The organism is Vibrio aquaticus (assembly GCF_003970385.1).
In the GTDB taxonomy this organism is placed as follows: domain Bacteria; phylum Pseudomonadota; class Gammaproteobacteria; order Enterobacterales; family Vibrionaceae; genus Vibrio; species Vibrio aquaticus.
In genome coordinates, this window is sequence record NZ_RXZH01000001.1 from 1,317,529 (window position 1) to 1,329,493 (window position 11,965).

The 11,965-nt window shown below is 46.1% G+C and carries 12 protein-coding genes; 10 read left to right on the forward strand and 2 right to left on the reverse strand.

Features of this window, described 5'->3' with window-relative positions; all coding sequences use genetic code 11:
- Nucleotides 1-36 precede the first annotated feature (36 nt).
- Nucleotides 37-1,971 carry a tetratricopeptide repeat-containing diguanylate cyclase gene (locus tag EJ063_RS05705; RefSeq protein WP_126573027.1) on the forward strand — a complete coding sequence of 645 codons (1,935 nt, stop codon included), beginning with the start codon at nt 37-39 and terminating at the stop codon, nt 1,969-1,971.
- 27 nt (nt 1,972-1,998) lie between these two features.
- Here EJ063_RS05705 and EJ063_RS05710 read toward each other — a convergent pair whose 3' ends face one another.
- Entirely contained in the window at nt 1,999-2,247 is a 249-nt protein-coding gene (locus EJ063_RS05710) for a hypothetical protein (RefSeq protein ID WP_126573028.1), read from the reverse strand.
- A 236-nt stretch (nt 2,248-2,483) separates the two neighbouring features.
- Between EJ063_RS05710 and EJ063_RS05715 the strand changes: the two genes are divergently transcribed.
- The 9 genes from EJ063_RS05715 to EJ063_RS05755 all read left to right on the forward strand — a co-directional run bounded on the left by EJ063_RS05715 (nt 2,484) and on the right by EJ063_RS05755 (nt 10,943).
- Nucleotides 2,484-3,128, forward strand: coding sequence for a hypothetical protein (locus EJ063_RS05715; RefSeq protein ID WP_126573029.1), 645 nt, complete (start codon nt 2,484-2,486; stop codon nt 3,126-3,128).
- Between the two features lie 9 nt (nt 3,129-3,137).
- Nucleotides 3,138-3,821, forward strand: coding sequence for an ABC transporter ATP-binding protein (locus tag EJ063_RS05720; protein WP_126573030.1), 684 nt, complete (start codon nt 3,138-3,140; stop codon nt 3,819-3,821).
- Nucleotides 3,809-5,068: an ABC transporter permease gene (locus EJ063_RS05725; protein ID WP_126573031.1), complete on the forward strand. Its 1,260-nt coding sequence runs from the start codon at nt 3,809-3,811 to the stop codon at nt 5,066-5,068. Before EJ063_RS05720 ends, EJ063_RS05725 begins: the two co-directional genes overlap by 13 nt.
- Nucleotides 5,061-5,831 carry an outer membrane lipoprotein-sorting protein gene (locus EJ063_RS05730; RefSeq protein WP_126573032.1) on the forward strand — a complete coding sequence of 257 codons (771 nt, stop codon included), beginning with the start codon at nt 5,061-5,063 and terminating at the stop codon, nt 5,829-5,831. Before EJ063_RS05725 ends, EJ063_RS05730 begins: the two co-directional genes overlap by 8 nt.
- 2 nt (nt 5,832-5,833) lie before the next feature.
- Entirely contained in the window at nt 5,834-7,096 is a 1,263-nt protein-coding gene (locus EJ063_RS05735) for a hypothetical protein (RefSeq protein WP_126573033.1), read from the forward strand.
- A complete protein-coding gene (locus tag EJ063_RS05740; RefSeq protein ID WP_126573034.1) occupies nt 7,096-8,136 on the forward strand; it encodes a sensor histidine kinase in 1,041 nt (346 codons plus the stop codon). The genes EJ063_RS05735 and EJ063_RS05740 overlap by 1 nt, the downstream gene beginning before the upstream one ends.
- Nucleotide 8,137: 1 nt before the next feature.
- Complete coding sequence (locus EJ063_RS05745) at nt 8,138-8,929, forward strand: LytR/AlgR family response regulator transcription factor (RefSeq protein ID WP_126573035.1); 792 nt, start codon at nt 8,138-8,140, stop codon at nt 8,927-8,929.
- Between the two features lie 176 nt (nt 8,930-9,105).
- Complete coding sequence (locus tag EJ063_RS05750) at nt 9,106-10,545, forward strand: serine hydrolase domain-containing protein (RefSeq protein ID WP_126573036.1); 1,440 nt, start codon at nt 9,106-9,108, stop codon at nt 10,543-10,545.
- 203 nt (nt 10,546-10,748) lie between these two features.
- A complete protein-coding gene (locus EJ063_RS05755; RefSeq protein ID WP_126573037.1) occupies nt 10,749-10,943 on the forward strand; it encodes a hypothetical protein in 195 nt (64 codons plus the stop codon).
- 49 nt (nt 10,944-10,992) lie between these two features.
- On the opposite strand, the gene dgcA is transcribed toward EJ063_RS05755, so the two are convergent.
- Nucleotides 10,993-11,961, reverse strand: a complete 969-nt coding sequence (dgcA, locus tag EJ063_RS05760; protein WP_126573125.1) for an N-acetyl-D-Glu racemase DgcA — start codon at nt 11,959-11,961, stop codon at nt 10,993-10,995.
- Nucleotides 11,962-11,965: the final 4 nt, after the last annotated feature.

An 11,965-nucleotide genomic window follows, 5' to 3' on the forward strand; every position in this document is an offset into this window, starting at 1 on the left:
AACAAGCGTGTGTAACTTGGATTTTTTACCAACCTAATGTCAAACAAAGCGACGACTGTATTTCTGTTTATGTCACTTTCACTGCTGCTTGTAGTGACGTTAGAGGCGTTTCATTTCGAGCAACAAACGATCTCTTCGATGCATGATTCTCCCGTGGCGCTCTCTCCTCAAGAAAAGTTAGAACGAGTGAAGAAAAACCACCCGCTACTTTCGATTTACGACCTGGCATATCAGCAGCCGACTCAGGCGCTAGAACAACTCACCCAATGGCAATCTCAACAGCTACATGCGTCGACGACAGTTGAACAGATTTTTACCTTATGGATTCAGCGTGCTGCTGCAAAAAATCAACCCGAGACCATCAAAGAGATAGACAAAGAGTTACGCGCACTTGCTCAAACTCACGACATACATTGGTTGAATGCGAAACTGGACGTTGAACAAGCGTATCGCAAAATTAAACAAGGCACCTACGCTCAAGGTATTCAGTTGGTGACCGATGCGATTTCGTATGCTGAAGCGATACGTGCCGAGTTTCTATTACTTGAGGCCTATAACACGGCAGGCATCTTATACAATGCGAACAACCAGCTCAAGCAGGCCCAGAAATACTTTATGAAAGGGGCTGAGCTCGGCCAAAAATATCCTAACAATGAATATAACGCCCGTTTCAACAATAATTTAGGTTTGCTTTATGTTCACTCTGAACAGTGGCCCCGAGCCATCGAGTATTTAAAGAAAGCTGAAGCCATTTATGCCAGGTCTCAGTTTGCACAGCCTGAAAGTCTGCTGATCATTTTGATGAATCAATCTTATGTTTATAACCAACTTGGAGAAGTGACGTTATCACGCGAAGCCTATGAAAAAGGATTGCAGTACGTTCGAGAAGATACGCCCGCGTATTACAAGATTGTCCAAATCAAGTCTTTGGCGAGGCTGCAGCTTCTAGAAGGCAGTGCGCAGCAAGCCAGTCAAACCGCACAAACGTGCATTAATACGGATGCCATTGATCGTTTTCCAAAGCAAAAAGGTATTTGTCAGTTGGAATACGCACTTGCTATGTCTGAACTGGGTCATATTGAACGTGCCCATGAAGCCATTGTTGAAAGCATCGGAACGTTTGTCGCCATCGAGCATCAGCGTTGGTTGATAAAAAGTCACTTAATCCTCGGTGACATTCTTGAAAAGCAAGGTGAGTACGAGCAAGCACTCAATGTTTACAAAAACTATCATGCTCAAGAACGTGATCAGATCCTCGCGGAAATTCACCTGCTTAAAACGGCCTTCGAAGTGGAAGAGATAGAGCGTGAACGTGATTTACTCGATGTGCAAAACGATCTCAAAGAGTTGGAAAAAGGCATCAGTGAGCAACGTCTTCGTGTTTTGTATACCTGGCTTGCGATTGTCGCAGTCATCGCGTTATGGGTAGTAAGGCGCTGGAAAAAAGAGAAAAAACGCAGCCAACACTTACATGATCTGTCTTACAAAGACGCTTTAACCCGAGTCGGTAACCGCCGCTTGTATCATAGAGAACTTGAGCATCCGACGTTGCTCGATGCAAACCTGAATTACCGAGTGACGTTAATTGATCTCGATTGGTTTAAATCAGTCAACGACAACTATGGGCATGAGGTCGGCGATGCGGTACTGACTGAAACGGCCAGCAGGTTGAAAGCCAAGCTCACCGACAAAGAGTTGATTGTTCGTTGGGGTGGAGAAGAGTTTTTATTGTTGTTGGAAGCGAACAATGACTACCAAGTTCGAGCTCAAAGCCTAGTGGATGCGATTAATAGCAAGCCATACAGCCTAAAAGAGTTGGAACTGAATGTGTCGATCTCGTTAGGGGCGAGTCATCCTGCGTCTTTGGCGGCGCTTAAACGTTCGCAGCATGCATTTCAGGTGGCAGATGAGTGTCTTTATCAAGCCAAAGATCAAGGACGAAATCAGAGGGTGATGCCTGAAGAACTATAAAGCCGGCGCAGAGGCCGGCTTGAGTCATTAGTGTGTACGCTTAGGGCCGTTACGCACTAAGTCTTGACCTGTTTGGAATACTTCTTCGGTCACCCAACGGCCAAGAATCAGTTGGTGCTTGTCATCAAGCACGGCTACAAAACGGCGACCATCGCTATTGTTCGTCGCTAATACAACGCCTTCCGCATTGTTTAGGCCAAGAACGCCGCTTTCAACTGCAATAAGGAATGCCTCTAGCTCTGTTAGATCGGCAATAATCTTGTCGTCTTTAATCATCTTTACTATCCATCTATCCGCTTACCACGTTAGGCAAGCTGCTTCGAAATTACGGGTTACTTTAACGATCATAGCTCTAAATTACTACTCTCGGACGGACCGAGTTGAACATTTGCTCACCATTCAATCCAGAATCTTTCCATTCACGCCGTTATTTGTTCATTCATCGCATTCATCAGCAGCGTGTTCTTATCCTCGATAGAGTGTTTCCATCAAACAAAGCAAGGATGAGAAACATGAAAACACGTACTTTAGCAACTCTATGTTCACTAAGCTTACTGGCAGCGACTTACGTTACAGCGGCTCCATCAGAAGCGATCATTGCGCAATACAATCAAGCAGCAGAAGGTGATGAAGATAAAGTTGAACAGGTTTACCAAGAGTTGGATGCGCAAATTAAAGACCAAGGCGCTGACCCACTCAGCTTAGTCTACTTGGGCAGCACTCAAACCTTGATGGGCCGTGATGCGTTCATGCCTTGGAACAAAATGAAGTACACCGAGCAAGGGCTAGCGACGATCAGCAAAGGGTTAGATCTTCTCAATTCTCAACCGAAAGGACTTGAAGATCAGCAAATTCGTCAAGGTTTACCTGAATTTCTGCTCGCCAGATCGATCGCCGCAGCGACGTTTACCTCATTGCCAGATATGTTTAACCACTTCGACAGAGGCTACGAGATCTTCCTAGACCTATTGGCAGACAACACGTTTACTACTCAACACTACGATGCGATTTCGTGGGTATACATCTACGCGATTCAAGCTGCATTACGTGCTGAAGACAGACCCCAAGCTCAGAAGTGGCTTGAAGAAATGCAAACTCAACAGCCGAATCACCCAATGACTTTGCAGGCTACAGCCATTGTTGAACAAGCAGCTTAGGTGGGCGTTATGATCAAATTTTCAGGAATTAGAAAGCACTATCAGATGGGGCATCAGACCGTTGAAGCACTGAGTGATGTCGCTGGAGAGATACGAACAGGAGAAATGGTGGCACTTTGCGGTCCTTCAGGCTCAGGAAAAAGTACCTTACTGAATATTCTCGGTTTGTTGGATATGGATTACCAAGGAGAGATTACGTTATCAGGTAACGCTTACCCTAAAGATCCGCGTCAAGCTGCGTTACTAAGAAGAACGCAACTCGGGTTTGTGTTTCAAAAGTTTAATCTTGTTCCGGTGATGAGTGCGTGGGAAAACATCGCCTACCCATTGATGCTGAACGGCTACTCGTTGGCAGAGCAAAAGCAGCGAGCGGAAGAGTTGTTAGACAGAGTCGGCCTACTTGATTTGAAAGATCACCGACCAGACAACTTATCGGGCGGTCAGCAGCAACGAGTCGCCATAGCTCGAGCCTTAGTACACAAGCCGCAACTGGTCATTGCTGATGAGCCAACTGCAAGCTTAGATAGCCAGACAGCAACGACTGTCATTGACCTGATGAAAAGCTTAGGTCATGAAATGGGTACAACCTTTATTGTTGCTACTCATGACCCACGCATGGCGACCCAGTGTGATCGCACGATTGAACTGGTGGATGGCATGATTCAAACGGAGGTGATGCAATGGGCAAGCTAATTCCTGATTCATTGCGTTTTTCGTTTTTAAACCTGCAACGCAATGGGAGAAGAAGCCTTCTTTCAGTGTTAATCATTGCCATCGCAGTGTTCGCACTCACGGCCGCTGGTGGTTTTGGGCTTTACACCTATGAGTCGCTAAAAGAGTCAACGGCGCGAGATGTCGGCCACTTGACCATTAGTCAGCCTGATTACTTTGAAAGTGATGAAGAGATGCCGCTTTCAAATGGACTCAGTGGCTCAGATGACATCATTCAACGTTTAGTAGCGCACGATGACATTCGAGGCGTGCAACCAAGAATTGACTTTACCGGACTGGTTTCCAATGGCAACAAGTCAACGATCTTTGTTGGTATTGGCGTCAACGAACGTGAATTTGATATGAAAGGACCGTTTCTTGATGTACGCGACGGAAAAACGCTGTCAAGCATTCACTCGTCACGTTATCAGGCCGATGAGCCTCAGGTGATGCTGGGTGTAGACCTGGCAAGAAACCTTAATGTGTCACCGGGAGATTGGGTTACGTTACTGGCGACAACCAGTGATGGTGCGCTGAATGCCTATGACTATAAGGTGCGGGGTATCTATTCCACCGGTGTGCCTGAATTGGATAAACGCCAGCTCTACATTCATATCGCCTCTGCGCAAGATCTGCTCGTGACCGATAAAGTCAGCACTCTTTCGGTGTTCTTATTTGAGACTGAATTGACCAAGGTAAATCAAACTTGGGTAACTGAGCAGCTGTCGAAGATGACCTTACCTCAAGAGGTGAGTGTAACACCGTGGCAAGAAAGGGCGTTTTTCTACACCAAGGTCAAGGATTTATACGATCGCATTTTTGGCATCATGGGGGCGGTGATGGCATTGGTGGTGTTTGTTGCTTTGTTTAATACCATGACCATGTCAGTGACGGAACGAACTCGAGAAATCGGTACCTTGTCGGCACTGGGCACGTATCCGAGCGAAATTGTGCGTGGCTTTATTCAAGAATCCGCTCTACTCGCCGCGATTGGTGCGTTACTTGGCGGTGTTGCAAGCTTACTGACTAGCGCCTTGTTAATGGTTGTCGATGTGCAAATGCCGCCACCTCCAGGTCGCACAGAAGGCTACCCACTGAACATCTACTTTTCGTTTGAACTCTTCGCTGTTACTGCATTGGGCGTAATGGCTATCTGTATCGCTGCGGCTTGGATATCTGCATCAAAAGGCGTGAAAAAGCCAATTACGGAGGCGCTAATCTATGTTTAATTCATTCAAAAATTACCTGGTTGGTGCTGCGCTTATTCTCAGCCCGTCGCTTTGGGTCAGTAATGTGTGGGCGAACGATGTGGTTCAGATGGTACACAACGCGGACCAATATCGACTTGAGGCTAAATCCGCCAAGGTGGTCTCTTTGGTGAGCTTATATGAACATCATCAACTGGATAAAACTCGTAAATACAGCGTTTACACTCGCCCAAACAGAGAGTCTTTGGTGCTGTTTAAGTCAGAAGTAGAAGCAGGGCAAAAGATGCTGATGCTTGGAGATAACTACTGGTTAGTGATGCCGAAAAGTCGCCGTCCGATTCGTATTACCCCAATGCAAAAGTTATTGGGTGAAGCCTCGGTGGGTGATATATCGACCTTAACTTGGAGTGAAGATTATTCAGCCACACTGGTTGATGTTGAGTCACTGGACATTGACGGGGAGACTGTCGAAGCGAACCTACTTTCGTTGGTGGCAACCACTAAAGGGGCAAGCTATCAAAAAATCGACCTTTGGTTAAACAAACAATCCGACTTCCCAATCAAAGCCGATCTTTACTTGCGCTCAGGTAAGTTGGCGAAGCAGGCGTGGTTTAAGGCTGGTGAGCGAAACGGCCAAACACGGGTAACGGCAATGACCTTGCTGGATCAAATCCAACCAGCGAAAAAGACCGTGATTGAATACCAAGAAATTACCGAGGTGGAATTGGCTGACAAATACTATAACCCCGCTTATCTCACTCGAAATGCGCTGGCAGAGTTGTAACCATGAACAAACACACTTGGTATTGCGGACTCTTGCTTTGGTCGAGCTTCTCGATGGCTCAAAGCGTGCAAGTCGATTGGGACTACACCATCAGCGCTAGCGCAGCAAAGCATAGAGACTCGATGTTGTTTGGAAGTGCTGAAACCGATCGTAGTGAATCAATGGATGCGTTACTTGACGTAGAGCTGGGCTGGAAGGGGTTTACTGGCTTAGTTGCTCTGAAAGCCAATGATATTTATCACTCTGATTCTGACCAGTCATTTGATAGCGAGCTGATTATCCAAGAGCTGTTTTGGCAAGGTAGCGTGTTCGATGACGCCGTGGATCTGACTTTGGGTAAGGTAAGACTGGATTGGGGGGTAGGTTATGGCTATCGACCTTTGGATCTATTCAAACCTTATCGACGCAATCCAGTGGGTATTCAGGTAGAAGAAGGTACCGGTGCAGCAGTCGCGTCTTACTTTGACGATTGGGGTGAATGGAGCTTGGTTTACAGCGACTCTTCTTGGACACAGCAAGATGGCAGCACCTTGGAAGAAGCGTCGGAGCAGCAAGGTATCGGTGTAAGGCGCTATGTCATGGCCGGAGATACCGAGTGGCAGGGTATCGCCTATTTTGATGATGTACGTAAAGGCTTAGTTGGTGGTTCGTTTGTCACTGTGTTTGACCATTCTTGGTCTGCTCATGGTTCTGCCGTCTACCAACGAGAGTATTTAGGCTACGAGCAAGGTGATATGGACTCACCCGTTGACCTAGACGCTCAGCAACACGGATACCAAGCGTTAGTTGGCCTGAACTGGGCGAACGCCTATGGAAATCAGGTCATTCTAGAGTATTGGTATGATAACCGAGGATGGAGCGACAGTGAGTGGCAGCATGCCTACCAACGAGTTGAAACGCTGAATAGTTCTTCACTTTATGACTCACTCAGTGATTCCTACGCTCAGGGGCTTAATCACTCAAACTTGGTCGAGCACAACTTAATGTTTCACTGGTCTCTTGATTCCAGTAGCTGGAGCCAGTGGGAATGGTCGCAAGAGCGTCTTTGGCTGGAAGACCTTACCCCAACCTTGGATTTGCTTTACTCACCGCAAGATGGCGGCCTCATTATCACTCAATGGATCGACTATCGACTCTATGATTCGGGTTCAGCATCCTTTTCTGCGGAATTTGCGGCTCGTTTTATGACGGGAAGCGACTCATCGCTATATGCAAACCTAGCAGATAGTCGTATGATTTTTATAAATTTAAAAGGGAAGTTCTAATGGCAACTGAGAAAAACTCACAAGCTGACATTGCGAAAAGTTTTGCTTACACAGGTGCGTTCTGTGCAGTGATTGCCTTAGTCACTCAAACGATCTGGCCGAGCGCTTATATTGAGCATCTGATCATTAGTTTGGGGTATGGCTTTAGCTCTGTGATCGGTGCCATTACAATCAGTCGCTTTAAACCCGAGCTGCCTACCCGAGCCATCAATCTATTTTCTCTGGTGTTTGCCATGCTGTTTGGTACGGCCAATGCGTATTTTTGGCTGCGTACCTATGACAAGTTCAACAGCTTGGCCCAAATGAAGCCGATTGTGGTGCTTGGCTTTATCTTCACCGTGACCTGTTTCTTCTACTTTTATACTTATGAGCAGAAGCTGGTGGCGCAAAAGGAACTTGAGAAAGCGAAGCGCATTCAGTCTGAACAAGAAAAAGCGTTGTTGATGAGCCAGTTACGACAACTTCAAAGCCAAATTGAACCTCACTTTTTGTTTAATACGCTTGCCAACGTTAATGCGCTGATCAGCGATAATCCAACATTGGCGCAAGCTATGTTAGAAAAGCTCACAGAGCTGCTTAGGGGGACGTTAGTAAACAGCCGTTCTTCGAACTCTACCATTGATAGTGAGCTGAGTCTTATTGATGCCTATCTCGCGATTCAAAAGATCCGATTAGGCGAGCGCCTGACGTATCGCATCGACAATACTTTAGACGGCTCGTTTGAGCTTGCTCCTTTGCTGTTGCAGCCTTTAGTTGAAAACGCCGTTCAACATGGCATTGAGCCGAAAGTGGATGGCGGAGAGATTGTTGTCAAAGTCTCACAAAATGAACAGGTTATCTCAATTGATATTGGCGATTCTGGGGTAGGATTAAGTGAAACATCACCAAACAGTGGCCATGGCATTGGATTGCAGAACACAAGGGATCGAGTGACTGCTTTGTATGGTAACGACGCCTCATTGCAGATTAAGCAGTCGAGCCTTGGCGGTGTTTTAGCCTCCATTCGCATTCCGATCGATAAATTACACCTAGAGGGGTAGCATGAACACAGAAGGATTTTGCGCCGTTATCGCAGATGATGAGCCATTATTGCGCCATCACCTGAGTAAGTTACTCGCCGATGCGTGGCCTGAATTGGATATTGTCGGCCTTGCCAAACATGGCCAAGAAGCGCTGGAGCTTATTGAGCAGCATCAGCCTGATGTGATTTTCCTCGACATTAAAATGCCACTGCTCGATGGGATGGCAACTGCCAAAGCCTTGGCGAAAAAGGGCAGTGACACCAACATTGTGTTTGTGACCGCCTATGATGCCTACGCACTTGAAGCGTTTGAAGCCAACGCCGTCGACTACCTTTTAAAGCCTCTATCAGAAGCTCGTCTTGATCAGTGCGTAGACAAGCTTAAGAAGCGCCTATCTAAACAGCAACAGTCTCAGCACCCTGATGTATCTTCATTGTTTGAACAAATCCAAACCTTAAGTAATCAATCAAAGCCTCGTTATCTGAGTTGGATCAGAGCCAGCAAGGGTGAGGACATTCATCTGGTCTCCGTGTCCGATGTGCTCTATTTCAAAGCAGAAGATAAGTATGTGTCTGTGTTTGTAAAAGGGGAGGGAGCCAATCAGGAGTATTTATTGAGAACGTCATTAAAGGAGCTGATTCAGCAACTTAATCCTGATGACTTCTGGCAAATTCACCGTTCAACGATTGTGAATGTTGCTGCTGTTGAAAAAGTGAAAAGAGTGATAACGGGCAAAATGGTGGTGGTGGTTGGTAACGAAAAACTAGCAGTAAGTCGAGCGATGCAAAGTCAGTTTACCAGTCTTTGGTAGCACGGATTAAACGTGCATTACATCGTCATGTAGCCAAAAGTTGTCACACTTTTAAGAAGGTTATTACGCCAAATGATATCAGCTGGGGGATAGATCGCATTGGTAAATGTAACGTGTTGTATTTATAACTAATTTTATAGAGTCTACTCGAGTGGTTTAAATTTGGAGTAAGACACATGGCTACAAAAAAATGTCACGTAACCCCCCGTCTAACCGCCATCGTATTAGCAAGTGCTAGTGCGATTCTTCCCTCTCACCTTTTCGCCGCTCTACCTAATTTACATCACGGCACTTATGAAGCGAATGTGTCTGAGGCTCAGAACGTTTATTTCTACGAGCAGGACAATCAGCAATACTTATACAGTGTGTGGGGTGTTGTGCCTATCACAGTCAATGACAAGGCTGAGTTTCAAGCAGTAGATCTTAACGTTGGTTTGAGTGGGCAGTTTTATCACCCCAACGATGAGGGATATCAGTCTGGCAAATTGAACTTTAATGGTTTTTCGATGAGTTTTGGCCGTGTGCAGGATCTTAAAGATGACGATCGTATTGCGGTTTTATTTGATGATCCATTTTGGCAGTCGATCAGTTCGCCTCACAAGTGTGAGAATGCTCTGTGGAAGGTCAACACCAAAGCAACTTATGACCAAGACTTAATCCAAAACCTTATCAACGCCAGTCAATCCAACACGACTCGATATGCTGATACCAACAGCTTGCTGATCGCCAAAGATGGCAAGCTTGTCGTTGAAGAGTATTTCAATGGTTGGCAGCCTGAATTCCCTCACATGATTCAATCCATCACGAAGTCCGTTACTTCTCTTGCGGCGGGTGTGGCGATTGATAAACAGCTAATATCGGGCGCAGAATCCAAAATGGCCGAGCTGCTGCCAAACTATCAACGTTTCCTGCAAGATGATAAGTCTGATTTAACGCTTAAGCATTTTCTGACCATGTCTTCCGGTCTTGATTGGGATGAGTGGACGCTTTCCTACGAAAACCCAAATAATGTGCGCTTGCAAGAGATGACCAAACTCGATCCAACAGAGTTTGTTCTTGACCGAGAGTTGATGACGAAACCGGGAGTGAGCTTCCGATACAATGGTGGTTTAGTGACGGTGGTTGGCGAGTTAATCGCTGAGAAAAGTGGTCAAGATAACTTGGCTGCCTATTTGCGTCATAGTGATTTCAATAAGCTCTGCTTGAAAGATGCCTACGTCATGAAACAAGCGGGCGAAGTAACGAATGCGGCAGGTGGTGGCTACTTACGCCCTAGAGACATGCTTAAAGTGGGTCAACTCGTTGCACAACAAGGTGAATGGCAAGGTGAGCAGATTGTCTCGAAGCAATGGATTGAAGAATCTGTGACAGGCTATGTCCCAACATCAGTGGGTGGCCATGACTACGGTTATTACTGGTGGACCAAAGAAGTTTCAGTCAATGAAGTCACTTATCCAGTGACGTATGGGCTCGGTTATGGTGGCCAGGTGATTGCCGTCGTTGAAGCGTTGGATTTAGTTGTGGCCCGTACCGCGACCCACTTTGATGACATGACACCTAACCATGAAATGATGCGAGATTACATTATTCCTGCATTTGTCACTGAAACTCAGTAACGACTAACCAAAATATTGGGTAAAGGCTCACATAATTCCAAACAGTGTGGGCCTTTGTTTTTGGTTATTATGATTCTAAATGGTTGTTTTTATTTTATTTTTGTCTGTTGGTGTTTGATAGTTAACACAAAAGTTAACTTTGACTCTTTTGGATGCTTTTCTATGCTTAAAAGGCAACAACGTCAGATGAAAAGGAGAACAGAATGGCGAAATTTCAACAGGACATCCCGAATAGAGTAACGGTCTATCACGATGATATTGATCAAGAGAAAGCGCTGAAAAATGCGATGCTTCCGGAAAAGCCACGTTACTTTAATGGTTCACCTACCTACTCAGCGTCAAGTGTCGACGAATTTAGAACTAAGTTGAGCCAGATTGGGATGTCGTTGGACGTTTAACCAGTCATAACAAAAAGTGAAGGCAGCGCATGACGCTGCCTTTTGCGTTTTAGACCAGATGAAGTTGGCCGCTATGGTAGTTGAGCCCATCGACTTCGTCTTTGCCAAGCAAAACAGGGCCATCTAGGTCCACTACATCGGCATTGGTTGCTATCGGAAGGGCGGCTTTCATCGCAACGGAGGTGCCTAACATGCAGCCCATCATAATCGAAAATCCCATTTCTCTGGCTTGTTGCTCTAATAGTAAAGCTTCAGTCAGCCCGCCGGCTTTATCGAGCTTTATGTTAATCATCTCATAGCAGTCTTTTAATTGATTAAGCTTTGCTCGGGTATGGCAGCTTTCGTCAGCACAGAGCGGAATTGGGTGAGCTAACTCTTTTAGCGCATCATCTGCTCCGGCAGGAAGTGGCTGTTCAATCATGGTGATGTTGAGGGGAGTGAGGTCATTGAAAATACGCTCCAAATCCAATCCAAGCCACGCTTCATTGGCATCAAGCACAATCTTGGTGTTGGGCGCTGCCTCTCTTACTGCGGTAACACGGCCAATAATGTCTTCGGCATCAAGTTTTACTTTGAGTAAGGTCGCCCCTTGTTCTACATAGCTTTTAGCTTGTTGCGCCATGGATACCGCGCTGCCAATGGACACCGTCATGGCCGTCTCGATTGACGCTTTAACGTCAAAGTAAGGTGCAGGAAAATCAGCGTCTTGTTGTTTAGCAATTAAGTCCCATAACGCACAATCTAGAGCATTCCTAGCGGCACCTGCTGGTTTTGCTTGTAATGCGTGTTTTGCTTGTTCTGGAGTCATTGCCGTTAGCTCTGCTTGCCAAAGCTCGATTTGCTCAGTGACAGATTCAACACTCTCACCATATCTAGGATAGGGCGTACATTCACCAAGCCCTTGGACATCTAGGTGCTCTATGGTGACTCTGACCATATTGCAATGAGTTCGAGCGCCACGGGAAATGACAAAAGGGGTAGCAAGCTCAACGGAATAGGGGAAAGCCGTTATTTTCATCATC

What these genes read in the sequence shown, in the direction of transcription:
- EJ063_RS05710 (WP_126573028.1), bottom strand. Translation starts at nt 2,247, where the DNA reads ATGATTAAAGACGACAAGATTATTGCCGATCTAACAGAGCTAGAGGCA.
- EJ063_RS05740 (WP_126573034.1), top strand. Translation starts at nt 7,096, where the DNA reads ATGGCAACTGAGAAAAACTCACAAGCTGACATTGCGAAAAGTTTTGCT.
- EJ063_RS05750 (WP_126573036.1), top strand. Translation starts at nt 9,106, where the DNA reads ATGGCTACAAAAAAATGTCACGTAACCCCCCGTCTAACCGCCATCGTA.
- EJ063_RS05730 (WP_126573032.1), top strand. Translation starts at nt 5,061, where the DNA reads ATGTTTAATTCATTCAAAAATTACCTGGTTGGTGCTGCGCTTATTCTC.
- EJ063_RS05720 (WP_126573030.1), top strand. Translation starts at nt 3,138, where the DNA reads ATGATCAAATTTTCAGGAATTAGAAAGCACTATCAGATGGGGCATCAG.
- EJ063_RS05735 (WP_126573033.1), top strand. Translation starts at nt 5,834, where the DNA reads ATGAACAAACACACTTGGTATTGCGGACTCTTGCTTTGGTCGAGCTTC.
- EJ063_RS05745 (WP_126573035.1), top strand. Translation starts at nt 8,138, where the DNA reads ATGAACACAGAAGGATTTTGCGCCGTTATCGCAGATGATGAGCCATTA.
- EJ063_RS05705 (WP_126573027.1), top strand. Translation starts at nt 37, where the DNA reads ATGTCAAACAAAGCGACGACTGTATTTCTGTTTATGTCACTTTCACTG.
- EJ063_RS05725 (WP_126573031.1), top strand. Translation starts at nt 3,809, where the DNA reads ATGGGCAAGCTAATTCCTGATTCATTGCGTTTTTCGTTTTTAAACCTG.
- dgcA (WP_126573125.1), bottom strand. Translation starts at nt 11,961, where the DNA reads ATGAAAATAACGGCTTTCCCCTATTCCGTTGAGCTTGCTACCCCTTTT.
- EJ063_RS05715 (WP_126573029.1), top strand. Translation starts at nt 2,484, where the DNA reads ATGAAAACACGTACTTTAGCAACTCTATGTTCACTAAGCTTACTGGCA.
- EJ063_RS05755 (WP_126573037.1), top strand. Translation starts at nt 10,749, where the DNA reads ATGGCGAAATTTCAACAGGACATCCCGAATAGAGTAACGGTCTATCAC.